At 68.9% G+C, this 16,404-nt stretch carries 17 protein-coding genes; 6 read left to right on the forward strand and 11 right to left on the reverse strand.

Annotated features, from left to right (window positions below; all coding sequences use genetic code 11):
- Window positions 1-13 precede the first annotated feature (13 nt).
- The gene (pafA, locus tag AMYNI_RS0138725; RefSeq protein ID WP_026361465.1) at window positions 14-1,372 is read right to left on the reverse strand and encodes a Pup--protein ligase; all 1,359 of its coding nucleotides are present in this window, start codon (window positions 1,370-1,372) and stop codon (window positions 14-16) included.
- A 151-nt stretch (window positions 1,373-1,523) separates the two neighbouring features.
- Here pafA and AMYNI_RS0138730 point away from each other — a divergent pair, with 151 nt between their 5' ends.
- The gene (locus tag AMYNI_RS0138730) at window positions 1,524-3,026 is read left to right on the forward strand and encodes a bifunctional phosphatase PAP2/diacylglycerol kinase family protein (RefSeq protein WP_020673506.1); all 1,503 of its coding nucleotides are present in this window, start codon (window positions 1,524-1,526) and stop codon (window positions 3,024-3,026) included.
- Here AMYNI_RS0138730 and AMYNI_RS46465 read toward each other — a convergent pair.
- Window positions 2,996-3,457 (reverse strand): PNPOx family protein, encoded by a 462-nt coding sequence (locus tag AMYNI_RS46465; RefSeq protein ID WP_020673507.1) that lies wholly within the window; start codon window positions 3,455-3,457, stop codon window positions 2,996-2,998. The two genes, AMYNI_RS0138730 and AMYNI_RS46465, sit on opposite strands and share 31 nt — an antisense overlap.
- 88 nt (window positions 3,458-3,545) lie before the next feature.
- Between AMYNI_RS46465 and AMYNI_RS0138740 the strand changes: the two genes are divergently transcribed.
- Complete coding sequence (locus tag AMYNI_RS0138740; protein ID WP_020673508.1) at window positions 3,546-4,115, forward strand: TetR/AcrR family transcriptional regulator; 570 nt, start codon at window positions 3,546-3,548, stop codon at window positions 4,113-4,115.
- A gap of 9 nt (window positions 4,116-4,124) precedes the next feature.
- On the opposite strand, the gene prcA is transcribed toward AMYNI_RS0138740, so the two are convergent.
- The 4 genes from prcA to dop all read right to left on the reverse strand — a co-directional run bounded on the left by prcA (window position 4,125) and on the right by dop (window position 7,658).
- The gene (prcA, locus tag AMYNI_RS0138745) at window positions 4,125-4,886 is read right to left on the reverse strand and encodes a proteasome subunit alpha (protein WP_026361466.1); all 762 of its coding nucleotides are present in this window, start codon (window positions 4,884-4,886) and stop codon (window positions 4,125-4,127) included.
- Window positions 4,887-4,958: 72 nt separating this feature from the next.
- A complete protein-coding gene (prcB, locus tag AMYNI_RS0138750) occupies window positions 4,959-5,822 on the reverse strand; it encodes a proteasome subunit beta (protein ID WP_020673510.1) in 864 nt (287 codons plus the stop codon).
- A 61-nt stretch (window positions 5,823-5,883) separates the two neighbouring features.
- A complete protein-coding gene (locus tag AMYNI_RS0138755; RefSeq protein ID WP_026361467.1) occupies window positions 5,884-6,078 on the reverse strand; it encodes a ubiquitin-like protein Pup in 195 nt (64 codons plus the stop codon).
- 77 nt (window positions 6,079-6,155) lie between these two features.
- On the reverse strand, window positions 6,156-7,658 hold the full coding sequence (gene dop / locus AMYNI_RS0138760; protein ID WP_020673512.1) for a depupylase/deamidase Dop: 1,503 nt from the start codon (window positions 7,656-7,658) through the stop codon (window positions 6,156-6,158).
- A 115-nt stretch (window positions 7,659-7,773) separates the two neighbouring features.
- On the opposite strand from dop, the gene AMYNI_RS0138765 reads away from it, so the two are divergent.
- The gene (locus tag AMYNI_RS0138765; RefSeq protein ID WP_020673513.1) at window positions 7,774-8,286 is read left to right on the forward strand and encodes an NUDIX domain-containing protein; all 513 of its coding nucleotides are present in this window, start codon (window positions 7,774-7,776) and stop codon (window positions 8,284-8,286) included.
- Window positions 8,287-8,333: 47 nt separating this feature from the next.
- On the opposite strand, the gene AMYNI_RS0138770 is transcribed toward AMYNI_RS0138765, so the two are convergent.
- From AMYNI_RS0138770 to AMYNI_RS0138785, 4 genes are all read right to left on the reverse strand, one after another.
- On the reverse strand, window positions 8,334-8,936 hold the full coding sequence (locus tag AMYNI_RS0138770; protein ID WP_020673514.1) for a hypothetical protein: 603 nt from the start codon (window positions 8,934-8,936) through the stop codon (window positions 8,334-8,336).
- Between the two features lie 109 nt (window positions 8,937-9,045).
- A complete protein-coding gene (locus tag AMYNI_RS0138775) occupies window positions 9,046-9,981 on the reverse strand; it encodes an aldo/keto reductase (protein ID WP_020673515.1) in 936 nt (311 codons plus the stop codon).
- Between the two features lie 132 nt (window positions 9,982-10,113).
- Window positions 10,114-10,461 (reverse strand): hypothetical protein, encoded by a 348-nt coding sequence (locus AMYNI_RS0138780; RefSeq protein WP_020673516.1) that lies wholly within the window; start codon window positions 10,459-10,461, stop codon window positions 10,114-10,116.
- A gap of 43 nt (window positions 10,462-10,504) precedes the next feature.
- On the reverse strand, window positions 10,505-11,530 hold the full coding sequence (locus AMYNI_RS0138785; RefSeq protein ID WP_026361469.1) for a glycoside hydrolase family 5 protein: 1,026 nt from the start codon (window positions 11,528-11,530) through the stop codon (window positions 10,505-10,507).
- Between the two features lie 213 nt (window positions 11,531-11,743).
- Between AMYNI_RS0138785 and AMYNI_RS0138790 the strand changes: the two genes are divergently transcribed.
- Window positions 11,744-12,667 carry a DMT family transporter gene (locus AMYNI_RS0138790; RefSeq protein ID WP_026361470.1) on the forward strand — a complete coding sequence of 308 codons (924 nt, stop codon included), beginning with the start codon at window positions 11,744-11,746 and terminating at the stop codon, window positions 12,665-12,667.
- Between the two features lie 34 nt (window positions 12,668-12,701).
- On the opposite strand, the gene arc is transcribed toward AMYNI_RS0138790, so the two are convergent.
- On the reverse strand, window positions 12,702-14,513 hold the full coding sequence (gene arc / locus AMYNI_RS0138795; protein ID WP_026361471.1) for a proteasome ATPase: 1,812 nt from the start codon (window positions 14,511-14,513) through the stop codon (window positions 12,702-12,704).
- Window positions 14,514-15,066: 553 nt separating this feature from the next.
- On the opposite strand from arc, the gene AMYNI_RS46470 reads away from it, so the two are divergent.
- Window positions 15,067-15,897: a hypothetical protein gene (locus AMYNI_RS46470; protein WP_040406237.1), complete on the forward strand. Its 831-nt coding sequence runs from the start codon at window positions 15,067-15,069 to the stop codon at window positions 15,895-15,897.
- Window positions 15,898-15,983: 86 nt separating this feature from the next.
- The gene (locus AMYNI_RS0138805; RefSeq protein WP_020673521.1) at window positions 15,984-16,403 is read left to right on the forward strand and encodes a hypothetical protein; all 420 of its coding nucleotides are present in this window, start codon (window positions 15,984-15,986) and stop codon (window positions 16,401-16,403) included.
- The last annotated feature ends 1 nt before the right edge of the window (window position 16,404 follow it).

Here is a 16,404-nt window from a genome sequence, read left to right on the forward strand (position 1 = left end):
CGCGAACAGGCGGTTACAGAGAGCCGATCAGGCGCTCCACCCGTTCGTCCACCGACCGGAACGGGTCCTTGCACAGCACGGTGCGCTGCGCCTGGTCGTTCAGCTTGAGGTGCACCCAGTCCACGGTGAAGTCCCGCCCGGCGGCCTGCGCGGCGGCGATGAAGTCACCGCGCAGCTTGGCCCTGGTGGTCTGCGGCGGGGTGTCCTTCGCCAGCTCGATCTCGCCGTCGTCGGTCACCCGGCGGACCAGGCCCTTGCGCTGCAGCAGGTCGAAGATGCCCCGGCCGCGCCGGATGTCGTGATAGGCGAGGTCCAGCTGCGCGATCCGCGGGCTGGACAGGTCCAGGTTGTGCTTGCTGCGGTAGCGCTCCACCAGCCGGTGCTTGATCGCCCAGTCGATCTCGGTGTCGATCTTGCTGAAGTCCTGCTGCTCCACCGCGTCCAGCGCGCGGCCCCACAGCTCCAGCACCCGCTGCGCGGTCGGCCCCGACTCGTTCGTCTTCACGTGCTGCACGGCGCGGGCGTAGTACTCGCGCTGGATTTCCAGCGCCGACGCCTCCCGGCCGCCGGCCAGCCGCACCTGACGGCGGCCGGTCAGGTCGTGGCTGATCTCCCGGATCGCCCGGATCGGGTTGTCCAGGGTGAAGTCCCGGAACTGCACGCCCTGCTCGATCATCTCCAGGACCAGGTTCGCCGCACCCACCTTGAGCAGGGTGGTCGGCTCGGCCATGTTCGAGTCGCCGACGATCACGTGCAGCCGCCGGTACCGCTCGGCGTCCGCATGCGGCTCGTCCCTGGTGTTGATGATCGGCCGCGAGCGGGTTGTGGCGCTCGACACACCCTCCCAGATGTGTTCCGCCCGCTGGGAAAGGCAGTACACCGCGCCACGCGGAGTCTGCAGCACCTTGCCCGCCCCGCAGATCAGCTGCCGGGTGACCAGGAAGGGCAGCAGCACATCCGCGATCCTGGAGAACTCACCCGCCCTGGTGACCAGGTAGTTCTCGTGGCAGCCGTAGGAGTTGCCCGCCGAGTCGGTGTTGTTCTTGAACAGGAAGATGTCCCCGCCGATGCCCTCGTCGGCCAGCCTGCGCTCGGCGTCGACCAGCAGATCCTCCAGGATCCGCTCACCCGCCTTGTCATGCGTGACCAGCTGGGTGAGGTCGTCACATTCCGCCGTCGCGTACTCCGGGTGCGAGCCCACGTCCAGGTAGAGCCGTGACCCGTTGCTCAGGAACACGTTGGACGAGCGTCCCCAGGACACCACGCGCCGAAACAAGTACCTGGCAACCTCGTCCGGAGAAAGCCTCCGCTGACCATGAAACGTGCACGTGACCCCGAACTCGGTCTCGATGCCAAAGATCCGCCGCTGCATTACTCAAGACTAGGCGCTACACCCCCGTGCATGATGCGCCGTTCGGGGATCGACACGCGGTGAGCTACGTTGCTGCCAGTGATCCGCCTGCGAAGACGCCCCTGGTGACGATCCACCAGGTGCTCTCAATCGCGCGTTTGGAGTAACCACTGTGATTTCCCGGCTCACCCGCCCCCTGCACCAGGTCGGGCAGACCGACCGCACGCTGGTCCGGCGCAGTGCGGCGCTGCCGCGTACCCGCGCCGACCAGGTGCTGATGACGCTGAGCAGGTCGGCCAACAAGGGCAGGCTCTGGTGGGTGGTGGCCGCGCTGCTGGCGAGCAAGAAGGGGCCGACCCGGCGTGGCGCGCTGCGCGGGGTCGCGGCCATCGCCGGCGCCAGTACCAGCTCGAACCTGGTCGGCAAGCCGCTGTTCCCGCGCCGCCGGCCGGCCGCCGAGGAGGTGCCCGAGCACCGGAGGTTGTCCAAGCGCCCCACCTCCTCGTCCTTCCCGTCCGGGCATTCGGCCTCCGCCGCCGCCTTCGTCACGGCGGTGGCCATGGAGTCCCCGCTGGTCGGCCTCGCGGTGGCCCCGCTGGCCGCCGCGGTCGCCTACTCGCGGGTGCACACCGGCGTGCACTGGCCGAGCGACGTGGGCGCCGGTGTGGCGATCGGCGTCGGCGCGGCCGCGCTCACCCAGCACTGGTGGCCGCTGCATCCGGACGTGCCCGCCTACACCCGGCACGAGGCCGAGGCGCCGGTGATGCGCGACGGCGAGGACATGCTCGCGCTGGTCAACCCCGGCTCGGGCGTGGAGAGCGCGGACCCGACCGAGGACGTGCGCTACGCCTGGCCGAAGGCGACCCTGATCTACCCGGATCCCAGCATGGACATCCGCACCCAGCTGGAGCAGGAGATCAAGGCCCGGAGCGGGTCGGTCCGGGCGCTCGGGGTGGCCGGCGGCGACGGCACGGTCGCCGCGGTGGCTTCGGTGGCCGCCGAGCAGGGCCTGCCGCTGGCGCTAATCCCGGCCGGCACCCTGAACCACTTCGCCCGCGACGTCGGCGTCCGGTCCATGGCGGACGCCGACGAGGCCACCGAGAACGGCAGCGCCGTCGGCATCGACCTCGGCGAGGTCGAGATCGGCGAGGGAGCGGACACCGTGCGCCGCTGGTTCGTGAACACGGCCAGCCTCGGCGGCTATCCGGAGATGGTGCGGCTGCGCGAGAAGCTGCAGCAGCGGCTGCCCAAATGGCCAGCGATGGCGATCGCGCTGGCCCGCTCGCTGCGCCGGGCGCGCCCGCTCGAGGTGATGCTCAACGGGCATCGCGCCTCGGTCTGGCTGATCTTCCTCGGCAACGGCGCCTACGCCTCCAAGGGGTTCGGCCCGTCGCGGCGCCCGGCCATGGACACCGGCATGCTCGACGTGCGGTACCTCCGCGCGGACCTGCCGTACTCCAGGGCCAGGTTCGTGCTGGCGATGCTCACCAACACACTGGAGACCAGCCACGTCTACCGGCAGTACGACACCGCCGAGCTCGAGGTGCGGCTGCTGGACGGAAACCGGCGGGTGGCCACCGACGGCGAAGTCGGCCCGCTCGGCAACACCTTCCGCTTCCGCTCCCGCCCCAGCGCCCTCACCATCTACCGCAACCGCGACCAGCTCGACGCCTGACGAGACCGCGCGTCGGGGTGCAGACGGAAGACGGCGAACCTGGTCACGTGCGGGCGGATCTCCGCGGCGGCGGCGCCGATCGTGAACGCCAGGTCCGCCGGCTCGAAACCGGCCACCGGCAGGTATCTGGCAACCACGACCGCGGCTTCGTCGTCACCGAGTAGCTCCACCCGGTACTCGCCGTCCCGCTCCAGCACGCACCGCCCGGCCGCGAGCAGGTTCCGCACCCAGTCCGCCCGGCGGCTGTGCGAACACAGGTGCAGCAGCCCGTCGAAGCGGGTGACCGCCACCGGGAACGGCCGGGGCAGCCCGCTGCGCCGGCCCGGCACCGAAGCCACGCGGACCGCGGGCCGCCCTTCCTCGGCAGGCAGCACCGGGTCCTGCCGGATCTGCTCGATCATCTTCGCGTTCATCGCACGCTGGTCGTCCACGACAATCTCCCCAAGCTATTCGGACCGGAAGTCCGGTTGACTCGAGGTACTATACGAACCGATGGTCCACTTAGTCGAGAGGGGTTCCGTGTCACCATCCGAACGCGCGGACGCCGCGCGCAACCGCCGCGCGATCCTGGCCGCCGCCGACGAGCTCTTCAGCCGGCACGGCGTGCACCACGTGTCCATGAACGACATCGCCACGGCCGCCGGCGTCGGCAAGGCCACCCTGTTCCGCCGGTTCACCGACCGCACCGGACTGGTGCAGGCACTGCTCGAACCCCGCGGCACCGAGCTACGCGACGCGATACGGACCGGACCGCCGCCGCTGGGACCCGGCGGCACCCCGGCCGAACGCCTGGAAAGCTTCGTCGAGGCGCTCTTCGACTTCGTCTGGCAGAACCGGCCACTGATCAGGGCACTGGAGAACCTGCGCCCGGACGCCTACTACACCAACGACGTCAGCCGGATCTGGATCGACCACCTGACCGCATGCGTGGCGGCGGCCGCCCCCGGCCGGGACGCCGAATACCTCGCGCACGCGCTGCTCACCGGCCTGCGCGCGGACATCATCGAGTACCTCGTGCACAACCGGGGAATGACCAGGCAACGCGTCCTCGACGGCGTGCTGGACCTGACCAGATCCAGCATCGCCTGACCGCGGGAGTCAGTCCTTGGACTCGTCGCCCTTGTCGTCCTTCTTGTCGTCTTCGGCCGCGGGCTCGGGAGCGGGCAGCAAAGCCTCCAGTGCCGCACCGGTGATCCGCCGGAACGCCCGGCGAGGCCGGTCCCGCTCCAGCACCGCGACCTCGAGCTTGATCGGCTCGCCGCCGTTGCTGCCGTTCGCCGCGCCACCGGTCGAGGTCGCGCGCAGCGCACCCACCGCGATCGCCACCCCCGCGCCCAGCTCGAGATCGGCTTCGTAGGTCTCCTTGAGCTTGGTGTTGATGGTGTCCGCCTGGCCACCCATCACCACGAACCGCGGCTCGTCCCCGATCGACCCGTCATAGGTCAGCCGGTACAGCTGGTCCTCTTCCGCGCTGGTACCGACCTCGGCGACGCAGATCTCCACCTCGTACGGCTTGAGCTGCTCGGTGAAGATGCTGCCCAGCGTCGACGCGTACGCGTTGGCCAGCGCGCGGGCGCTGACATCCCGGCGGTCGTACTGGTAGCCCTTCATGTCCGCGTGCCGGATACCGGCGACCCGGAGCGTCTCGAACTCGCTGTACCTGCCGACCGCGGCGAAGCCGATCCGGTCATAGATCTCGGAGACCTTGTGCAGCGTGGTGGACGGGTTCTCGGCCACGAACAGCACCCCGCCGCGGTACTTCAGCGCGACCACGCTGCGACCCCGCGCGATGCCCTTGCGGGCGAGCTCGGAACGCTCCCGCATCAACTGTTCGGGAGAGGCATACAGCGGCATCGTCACAGGATTGGCTCCGCTCGGTTCGTCGATCGCACGGTCAAAGAAGTCACAGGGTAGGAACGGGGGCGCACGAGATCAACCTCGCCGATGCGCCTGCTCGGAGCGGTCGCGCACGACGGCTTCGGCGACCTCAGCCGCCCGCTCGTCGGGCAGCTCCTGCGCCCCGTGCTCCGCGGTGATGGTCACCACGGTGGGGAAGATCCGCCGGACCAGATCGGGACCACCGGTGGCGGTGTCGTCGTCGGCCGCGTCGTACAGGGCCTCCACCGCGCAGCGAATCGCCCCGTCCGCGTCCGCATCGGGGTCGTACAGCTTCTTCAGCGCGGACTTGGCGAACAGCGAACCGGAGCCGATGGAGTGGTAGTCCTTCTCCTCGAACCGCCCCCCGACCACGTCGAAGGACACGATCCGGCCCGCCTCGCGCGGGTCCGCGGCGTGCACGTCGTACCCGACGAACAGCGGCAACGCGGCGAGCCCTGCCATCGCCGCGTCCAGATTGCCCTTCACCATGGCGGAAAGCTTGTTCGTCTTACCGTCCAGGGAGAGCGAAACGCCCTCGAGCTTCTCGTAGTGCGCCAGCTCGACGGCGTAGAGACGCACCATCTCCAGCGCCGGCCCGACACTGCCGGCGATGCCCACCGCCGAGTATTCGTCGGTGACGTACACCTTCACCATGTCGCGGATCGCGATCATGTTCCCGGCGGTGCCCCGGCGGTCGCCCGCGAGGAGCACACCGCCGTTGAAGGTCATCGCGACGATCGTGGTGCCGTGCGGCACTTCCGGCACCGCTCGCGACCCCGCCTGCGGTGCGGCGGGATCACGGCGTGAAGGGAGCAGTTCCGGTGCCTGCGCACGAACGAACTCCGAGAATGAGGACGTCCCAGCCGCCAGGTAGGCGGCGGGCAGCGCGGGACCCAGCCGGCCCGTGGTGTTTTCCATACGTGTTCGTGTTCCCCATCAAGCTCCGACGGACTGAACCAGGGTGCAAGCGGCCGCGCCGCTACTGGCCGCCCTTCTGCACGTAGGCACGGACGAAGTCCTCCGCGTTCTCTTCGAGCACGTCGTCGATCTCGTCCAAGATCGTATCCACGTCCTCGCCGAGCTTCTCGCGGCGTTCCTGACCGGCGGCGCCGCCTTCCTCGAACTCGTCCTCGGAGTCGCCGCCGCCATGCTTCTCGATCTTTTCCTGAGCCATCATCGCCTCCCGGTGTGGCCGTTGATCCCTAGCCTACCCAGCCGATCCGACAATCGGTGCCACCACACGACGTGGCGCTAGTCCGAACCGGTCAACGCCTCTACCAGTTCCTCAGCCGTCGCCGAGTCGTCCAGCAACTTGCCCACATGCGCCTTGGTACCCCGCAGCGGCTCCAAGGTGGGGATCCGGACCAGGGACTCCCGGCCCACATCGAAGATCACCGAGTCCCAGGACGCGGCCGCGATCGACGCCGCGTACTTCTCCAGCGTGCGGCCGCGGAAGTAGGCCCTGGTGTCCGACGGCGGGGTGGTGATCGCCGCGCGCACCTCGTCCTCGGTGACCAGCCGCTTCATCGAGCCCCTGGTCACCAGCCGGTTGTACAGGCCCTTATCCAGCCGCACGTCCGAGTACTGCAGGTCCACCAGGTGCAGCCGCGGGGCCGCCCAGCCGAGCTGGTCCCTGGCCCGGTAGCCCTCGAGCAGCCGCAGTTTCGCCGGCCAGTCCAGCCGGTCCGCGCACTCCGCGGGGTCACGCGCCAGCGCATCCAGGATCTCGCCCCAGACCCGCAGCACCTCCTTGGAGGACTCGTCCGCGCCGACCCGCTCCAGGTGCTCCGCGGCCAGCTCGTGGTAGGCGAACTGAAGGTCAAGGCCGGTGTACTTGCGCCCGTTCGCCAGCGCCACCTTGACCTTCAGCGTCGGGTCGTGGCTGATCTGGTGCACCGCGCGCACCGGCTCGTCCAGCTTCAGGTCGTCGAACCGCATCCCGGCCTCGATCATGTCGAGCACCAGCGCGGTACTGCCGAGCTTGAGGTAGGTGGAGTACTCGGCGAGGTTCGCGTCACCGATGATCACGTGCAGCCGGCGGTACTTGTCCGCGTCCGCGTGCGGCTCGTCGCGGGTGTTGATGATGCCGCGCTTGAGCGTGGTCTCCAGGCCGACCTCGACCTCGATGTAGTCCGAGCGCTGGGACAGCTGGAAACCGGCGTCCTCGCCCTGCGGCCCGAGGCCGACCCGCCCGGAGCCGGTCATCACCTGGCGGGACACGAAGAACGGGGTGAGCCCGGCGATCACCGCGGTGAACGGGGTGGACCTGGCCATCAGATAGTTCTCGTGGGTGCCGTAGCTGGCGCCCTTGCCGTCCACATTGTTCTTGTACAGCTGCAGGGCCGGCTGGCCGGGCACGGTGGCGGCCTTGAGCGCGGCCTCCTCCATCACCCGCTCCCCCGCTTTGTCCCAGATCACCGCGTCCCGCGCGTTGGTAACCTCCGGCGCCGAGTACTCCGGGTGCGCGTGGTCCACGTACAGCCGCGCGCCGTTGGTCAGGATGACGTTCGCCGCGCCGAGGTCCTCCACGTCCGGATCGTGTCCCGGCCCGCCGGGGCCGGCCAGGTCGAACCCGCGCGCGTCGCGCAGCGGGGACTCCACTTCGTAGTCCCAGCGCGCCCGGCGCGCCCTCGGGATGTCGGCCGCCGCCGCGTACGCCAGTACTACCTGTGTCGAGGTGAGCACCGGGTTCGCGGTCGCGTCGCCCGGCACCGCGATGCCGTACTCGACCTCGGTTCCCATGATCCGCCGCATGTCTCCCACCCTACGGGGCGTGAGTGTCGAGGTCTCAAGGCATCCGGGCGGTTACCCGGCGTCGCTCACTTCGTTAGGTACCCAACGTGACATCCGGGCATGCGACGATGCCCTCATGTCAGCCGGAGACGAGCTCGTCGCCCGTTACGACGCGGCAGGCGCGGTGGTCGGCAAGGCCACCCGTGCCGAGGTCAGGGCCGAGGGCCTGTGGCACGCGGCCGGGGTGGTGCTGGTCCGATCGGGTGACGGCGAACGCGCCTACGTGCATCTGCGGTCGCCGGACAAGGACATCTACCCCAGCGCCCACGACTGCTGGGCCGGCGGCGTGGTGGCCGCCGGGGAGACCCCGGCCGAATGCGCCGCCAGGGAACTTGCCGAAGAGCTGGGCATCGAGGGAGCCGTCCTGCGGCCGCTGTTCATCCACGTGTTCGACCAGCCGCCGGTGCGTTGCCACAACTTCGCCTTCGAGGTGCGCTGGGACGGCCCGATCGTGCATCAGCCCGAAGAGATCGTGTCCGGGGCGTGGATGCCGATGGCCGAGCTGCGCCGCTGGGCGGACGACCCGGACAGTCCACTGATACCGGATGGCAGGCTGGGCATCCTGGAATGGTTCCGCCGGTTCGGTTAGCCCACCCGTCGCCCGACCACCGCCCCCCAAGGAGGCGCTGCGCGCCGCTAGCTCAGTTTGGCGGCGGCGATCGGAGCCAGCCGCTTCGCGGCGTCCATGGCCCGGCTTTCGGTGCTAGCTGTCACCTGTACAGCGGAAAGAAGCGGGCCTTTCGCCAGCAGCACCGTGCAGGTGGCCGGCGCACCGGGCACGCAGGACGCGGCCTGAGCGTCGACCCCGGGTGCGGGTGGCAGGTTCATCGGCTTGCCGCCGGTACACCTGATCTTGTCCAGCTGCCCGCTCGCGGACTCCTCCGGGTACCCGATCACGGCCTGGCCGAGCGCCGATCCGCTGGGGTACTCCCAGTGCGCGGACCGCCGCAGCGCCGGATCGTCGGCCTTCGGCATGGTGGCCAGGCAGCCGGTCGGGCCGGTCTGCGGCGGAGCCGGGTGCACGCCTTCGCCGGCGACGTCGGCGTTGATCAGTACCGCGCTCGACAGTTGCTGTGCGAGCCTGACCTCGGCCGGAGTGGGAGCCGGTGACGGCGGTGGCTGGCTGGACGAAACCGCGACGCCGGCCGGTGCCGACGTGGTCGGATCGTCGTAGTAGGTGTCCAGATCGTTTGGCCGATCAGCGCAACCGGTCAGACCGGCCAGTGCGACCGCGGCCAAGCCCCCGACCCATACCCGCCCATGACGCACCGTCTCATCCCCTCCGGTGTCCGCTCGCGTGCCACACCCGGCACGGCGGCCGAGCAGGGGCCGACCCTAACGCAGGCCGTCACTGCCAGCGTAGCGAGGATCGCCGTGCCCAGTAGGAAGATGCCGGTTCCGCGAGCCCGGCCAGCGCTTTCCGATCCTCCTCGCCGAAAACCAGCTCGTCCGCGGCCAGGTTCCGGTCCAACTGGTCCGCACTGGCCGGTCCGACCAGGACGGTGTCCGCCCACGGCTGGTCGAGTACCGCGGCCACCGCCACCGCGTCCGGCCCGGTCCGGAGTCGGGCCGCCAGCTCGGCGACCACCGGCGGCGGCTCTACCGCCAGCCGCCCGTTCGCCAGTGTTTCCTTGACCAGGACATGTGCGCCCGCGTCGTGGGCCTCCGCCAGCGCCGGTCCCACCGAGGGCTCCAGCAGGTTCCAAGTGGACTGGACCGCGGTGAACACCGGCCTGCCACCGGAGCTCAGCTCGAAGGCGCGCCGCACCACGTCCCGTTGCGCTGGCCCGGAAGTGGAGAAACCCACGCGCACCCCGCGGTCGCCGAGTGCGGCCAGTGCCTCGATCAGCCGCTCGTCGCCGAACAGCGGGCTGTCCAGGGTCAGCGAGTGCACCTGGTAGAAGTTGATCTTCGGGCCGAGCAGTTCGCTGCTTTCCGCCCACTGCTGCTCGAACCTGGCCAGCGAGTGCTCCTTGACCTCGTGCACCTCCGCGTCCAGCCGCCAGTCGCCGACGTAGGAGTACCCCCACTTGCTGGAGACCGTCAGGTCGCGATGTCCGCGATCGGCCAACCAGGCGGCCAGGAACTCCTCCGCGTACCCGTAGGACCTCGCTACGTCGACCCAGCGCACACCTGCCCGGTAGGCATCGTCCAGCACCGCGTGCGTGGCCTGGCGCATCGCCGCCACCGCACGGCCCGCCGGTAACTGCTCGGCCCTGCCCAGGTTGATGTAGGCCGGCCTGCCCAGTGCTGCCAAGCCGAGCCCGATCCGCGTACGCGCCATGCTCCGCACGGTACCGCGCCGCAGCGAAGCTTCTGGGATGTCAGTGCGGTTTGTGAGAGCTGCACGTGCGTCGTTAGTGTCCAAAAGGGAGCGTCAGCAACAACGCCGTGCCGTATAGGTCGTTATACACTCTTAGCGTCGCTCGTCCTTGCGACGCAGGATTTCCAGCCATTGCTCGGAGTTCAGCGCCTGTCGGTGCAGCTTTTCCAGCCTTGCCGCGGGCGCCCGGACGTATCCCTTGCCGAACACCGGGGCGATCTGACGCAGGCTAGCCCCCTGCTCCCTGGCCGCCAGCAACGTCCAATCCGACGCGTTCGCACAGGCCGTCGACGCCTCGCGCAACTCCCCCAGCAGACCGATCAGCTCATCCGCGCTCAGCTGGCCGGCGCGAACCGAAAGCGACGTTTCTTCCAGCCAGGCGAGCACGTCGGCCGCGGTGATGGGCGCCCGCGGCCGACTCTCCTCTTCGAGTTCACTCACGCCGTGCAGTATAGGACGTTATACACAACTCGTGGTGACCGACTCACCACGAGTCCGCACTCCGCACCCGATCGCGGATCCAGATGCCGGCCTCCTTCAGCGGCGCGGTGCCGGTCCAGGAGCCCGCCTCGCAGCTGCCCGGCTTGAACACCGCCCCGGACCGGTCGTCGTCCGAGAAGTTCCAATTGCTCCAGCTGATCTGCTTGTCCGCCATCAGGTCGAGGTACTGCTGCGAGCGGGAGAAATTGTTGCCGCCGTCGCCGGAACTGGTCTGCGTGCCGAACTCGGTGACGAACATCGGCAGCTTGTCCGCAGCCCGGGAAAGGGTGTCCAGGTACTCGCTGCCGTGCGACGCGGCGTAGAAGTGGAAGGTGTACATGATGTTCTCCGCCCGCACGGGGTTGTTCACGATCTCCTTTTCGTCGGCGCCCTCCGACACGCCAAGCGAAGACCAGGCTCGGGTGCCGACCAGCACCACAGAATCCGGGTCCTGGGCACGGATCACCGGGATGATCTGCTCGGCATAGCTCTGCACCTTCGACCAGCTCACCCCGCTGGGCTCGTTCGCGATCTCGTAGAGCACATTGGTCTTGTCCTTGTGCTTCTTCGCGATCTCGGTGAAGAAGGTCTTCGCCCGCCCCAGGTTGTAGTTGGGGTCGCCGGGGTCGAGCATGTGCCAGTCCACAATGGCGTACATGCCGCGCGCGGTCGCGTCCTCGATGTACTTGTCCACCATCGCGGTGAACCGCGCCGGGTCGGTCTCGTAGCCGCCCTCCTGGATGTACATGGAAAGCCTTACCACGTCGGCATTCCAGTCACCGGCCAGCGCGTCCAGCGACCCGCCGGTGACGCACTGGCTGTACCACTGGAGGCCGTGCGTGCTCATCCCGCGCAGCTGAATCGGCTTGCCGGCGCTGTTGCAAAGCTTGACCCCGCAGACCGCGACCTTGCCGTTCGCCTCGACAGGGGTGACCGCCACCGGGGCCGCCGCGGCCGGCACCACGCCGGCGGTCAGCGCTATGGCCGAAGCCAGAATCCCCGTCATCCGGCCGAATCCATGCCACTTCATCAGCGTCTCCTTGTGCAGGGAAGAGAACCGCATCCTGGCTGACGCGGTTCGACTCGCTGGCGGCGGCGGAAGGGAGCTTCCGTAGTTTGTAAAGAACCTTTACTGTCGCTATACGTTAACGGCAGCACCGCGGTACGTCAATGCGCCAGCGCGAGGGCGGAAAACCGCCAGCGTCCCGGCATTCCTGCCTGTTCACTGGCGCTCGTGCTGATCATCAAGGCGGCCGGCTTCGGCATTCCCGCCCAGTTCGCCCTGCTCTCGCTCGCCTGGGGCTCCAGCTTCCTGTTCATCAAGGTCGGCCTGACCGGCCTCTCCCCCGCGCAGGTGGTCTGGGCGCGCATGGTGCTCGGCGCGCTCACCCTCGCCGTGGTGGTGGTCGTCCGCCGTCGCCCGCTGCCGCGCGGCCGGGTGATCTGGGGCCATCTCGCGGTCGTCGCGTTGCTGCTCTGCGTCGTGCCGTTCCTGCTGTTCGCCTGGGCCGAACAGCACATCTCCTCTGGGCTGGCCAGCATCTTCAACGCCACCACTCCCCTGCTCACCATGATCGCCGGTGCGGTGGCGCTGCGCGGGGAACGGCTCACCCGCGCGAAAGTCCTCGGACTGCTGCTGGGCTTCGCGGGCGTGCTGACCATCGTCGGCGTCTGGCGCGGGCTCGGGGCCGGCGGTGACCTGACCGCGCAGCTGGCCTGCCTCGGCGCGACCACGAGCTACGGCGTCGCCTTCGGCTATCTACGCCGTTTCGTGTCTCCGCACGGGTTCGACGCGCCGGCCCACGCGTTCGTCCAGGTGCTGATCGGCGCCGCCGTACTGGTCGCACTGACGCCAACGCTGGCCGGTGCGCCCGTGCACCTGACCGGCCCGGTGGTCTGGAGCATGGTCGCGCTCGGCGTGCTGAGCACCGGCCTCGCCTACGTGTGGAACAACAACATCGTGGCCGCTTGGGGCGCCGCCAACGCAGCCGCGGTCACCTACCTGACCCCGGTGGTCGGCGTGCTGCTCGGGGTGCTGCTGCTCGGCGAGCCGCTCAGCTGGCACCAGCCGGCGGGCGCGCTGCTGGTCATCGCCGGCATTCTGGTCGCACACGGCAGGCTCCGGCCGGCCGCCCGGACACCGGCGCGAAGCGGGGCGGAGCCGTGAACTGGCACGGCCCCGCCCCGCTTCGCGCTCGTCGTTACAAGTACTGACCGGTGTTGGTCGCGGTGTCGATCGCCCGCCCGGAATCCTGGTTCTTCCCGGTGACGAGCGTGCGGATGTAGACGATCCGCTCGCCCTTCTTGCCGGAGATCCTGGCCCAGTCGTCCGGGTTGGTGGTGTTCGGCAGGTCCTCGTTCTCCGCGAACTCGTCGACGATCGCGTCCAGCAGGTGCTGCACGCGCAGGCCGGGCTGCTTGGTCTCCAGCACCGACTTGATCGCCGCCTTCTTCGACCGGTCCACGATGTTCTGGATCATCGCGCCCGAGTTGAAGTCGCGGAAGTAGAGCACCTCCTTGTCCCCGTTGGCGTAGGTCACCTCCAGGAACCGGTTGTCGTCGCTCTCCTCGTACATCCGCTCCACGGTGTGCTGGATCATCGCGTCGATCGTGGCCTTGGTGTCCCCGCCGAACTCGGCGAGGTCGTCGGCGTGGATCGGCAGCCCGTCCAGCAGGTACTTCGAGAAGATGTCCTTGGCGCCCTCGGCGTCCGGCCGCTCGATCTTGATCTTCACGTCCAGCCTGCCGGGACGCAGGATGGCCGGGTCGATCATGTCCTCGCGGTTGGAGGCGCCGATCACGATGACGTTCTCCAGCCCTTCGACACCGTCGATCTCGGACAGCAGCTGCGGAACGATGGTGGTCTCCACGTCGGAGGACACCCCGCTGCCCCTGGTGCGGAAGATCGAGTCCATCTCGTCGAAGAACACGATGACCGGAGTGCCTTCCGAAGCCTTCTCCCGAGCCCGCTGGAAGATCAGGCGGATGTGCCGCTCGGTCTCACCGACGAACTTGTTCAGCAGCTCCGGGCCCTTGATGTTGAGGAAGTAGGACTTCGCCTCGTTGGCGTTGCCGTCGTCCCCGCGGGCCAGCGCGACCTTCTTGGCAAGGGAGTTCGCCACCGCCTTGGCGATGAGCGTCTTCCCGCAGCCGGGCGGGCCGTACAGCAGCACGCCCTTCGGCGGCCGCAGCTGGTACTCCAAGTACAGGTCGGAGTGCAGGAAGGGCAGCTCCACCGCGTCGCGGATCTGCTCGATCTGCCTGCCGAGCCCACCGATGTCCTCGTACCGGACGTCCGGCACCTCCTCCAGCACGAGGTCCTCGACCTCGGCCTTCGGCACCCGCTCGTAGGCGTAGCCCGCCTTCGAGTCCACCAGCAACGAGTCACCGGGCTTGAGCGTCTGGCCGGCGAGCGGCTCGGAAAGCCAGACCACCCGCTCTTCGTCCGCGTGCCCGACCACAAGCGCCCTGGCGCTGCCGCCCTCGCTCTCCGGCAGCAGCACCTCACGCAGTGCGCACACCTCGCCGGTGCGCTCGAAGTCGCCGCCTTCCACCACGGTCAGCGCTTCGTTGAGGCGCAACGCCTGGCCGCGCTGCAGAGACTCGAGCTCCACCGCCGGCGAGACCGAAACCCGCATCTTCCTGCCTGCGGTGTAGACGTCGACCGTGCCGTCCTCGTAGGAGCCCACGAACACGCCGTAGCCGCTCGGCGGCTGGGCTAGCCGGTCCACCTCCTCACGCAGAGCTAGTAACTGGCCACGAGCCTCGCGCAAGGTCTCAACTAGCTTACTGTTTCGCTCAGTGAGCTGACTCACCCGCTCCGAGGCCTCGGCGAGGCGCTGTTCCAGCACTCGGTTCTGGCGTGGTGAGTCGGTCAGTTTCCTTCGCAGGAGCGCGACTTCCTCCTCAAGGAATCGCACCTGCCGTGCCTGGTCATCCGGCGTCGTTCCAGCTCCACTCGTATCTGATGGGTCGGCGTCCTCTGGCCGACCTCCGGGAAGGTCGTATTGCATGTCGGCACCTCCTCGGAGTGCTTTTCATTCCACGGTACCGGCGATCACCGACATGAAAAGGCCTATCCGCATCACAGGATCGGCGCGTCGCGACGAAAGCACGCCCGAGTCCGCCGCGCAAGAGTCCAACACGGTGCACGGAGAACGCGCCCGGCAACTACCGTCAGTTGATCTCGGTGGCGACAGGCGGACCTAATGCGCATATCGGGCAAAGTATCCGCACGTCGCGCGTCTGGCCCAAGATCATGCGGGCCGGGCCGAACAGCGCTACTTTCCGTGGAACCGCGGCGACCTCCGGCGAGTCCATCGACCAGGGGCTCGACGAGCCAGGAAGAAGGCGGGTGGTGACTGGCCGAAGGACACCGACGGCACGGGGGCGACACCCCGTTCCGGTACCGGACCTGCGATCACGGCACCCGCTGCTGAATAATCCGCGTCAAGACGTAGGGCGAGGTCACCGAGGCCGGAACTCCGGGGCCACGTCGGTGGTCCCACCGCGAACCGGCTGACCAGGGCCGCTGACACGCAAGAGATCGACGAGTAAAGGCGACAGATGACCTACCCACCGCAGCAACCCGGCCCGTACGGCCAGCCGGACCCCTACGGCCAGCAGGGGCCGCCCCAGGGTCAGCCTGGTCAGCCCGGGCAGCCCGGTCCCTACGGCCAGCCTGGCCCGTACGGTCAGCCCGCACCCTACGGACAGCCGCCCGGCGGTGCCTACCCGCAGAGCGGCCCGATGCCGCAGCAGGGGCAGCCCGGTGGCCCTCAGCAGTTCGGCCAGTACGGTCAGCCCGATCCCTACGGACAGCAGCAGCCGGACCCCTACGGCGGCTACGCGGGCTACCCCGGCGGGCCCGGCGGCGAACCGCCCAAGAAGAAGACCGGCCTGATCGTCGGGCTGTCCATCCTGGCGGTGCTGGTGGTCGGCGGTGTCACCGCGCTGATCATCGTGCTCGCCAACAAGGACGAGGACACCCCCGCCGCGGCGCCACCAGCGCCAAGCAGCCAGCCTTCGGCGAGCGCGCCGAGCAGCAAGAAGTCCAGCGGCAGCAAGCAGCCGTCCGCGAGCAGCTCGGCGCCCGGCGGTACCCAGGCACCCGGCGTCGCGGGCAAGCCGACCGCCCAAGAGGCCGCGGAAGCGCTCGCCGCTGCTTACGGTGCGGCGGACGACACCCAGCTGAAGTCGCTGACCTGCGCCACGTCCACGATCCGGCTGAAGACCGGGGAGGGCGGCAGCCTGACCCTGAACGCCCCGGTGACCGAGACCGGGGACAGCGCGGAAGGGCTCGCCAAGATCAACTACCAGGGCAAGGAGTACGCGGTGAAGCTCTCCTTCTCCAAGGAGAGCTCCGGCTGGTGCTTCGCCAACGCCCAGGACCCGTGATCAAGGGCCACAAAAGCATTGCAGTGACCTAACGGTTCCCGGCAACGGCTTCGAAAACCGAGCCGCTGCCGGGAACCGTGGGGGAAATGAGAACTGGACCCTGGCCGGCACGGCATCGGACCGCGCTGCTGGTGGTGCTGGCCGTCCTGCTGCTGGCCGGTGCCGGCGTGGTCTTCCTGCTGCCGTCCGGCAGCCGTGACGAGGACGTGCCCGCCGCGGACGCCATGGCCAGGGAGTACGCGCGAGTGCTGAGCATGGGGCAGAGTAAGGACCTGGCCAGGATCGCCTGCACCCAGCCGAGTCTGGCGCAGGCCAGGAAGTTCGACACCGCGGCCGCCCAGCAGCACACCAAGTTCGAGGTGCGCGGCACACCCGAGCTGGACGGCGATTCGGCACGGGTCAAGTTCGTGTCCGACGACGGACGGCGCCAGGTCGAACTCGACGTGAGCCTGGTCAAGCGGGACAACGGCTGGTGCGCGAACTACCAGTGGGCGCAGGTCGGCTGAC

The sequence above is a fragment of the Amycolatopsis nigrescens CSC17Ta-90 genome (genome assembly GCF_000384315.1).
GTDB lineage: Bacteria > Actinomycetota > Actinomycetes > Mycobacteriales > Pseudonocardiaceae > Amycolatopsis > Amycolatopsis nigrescens.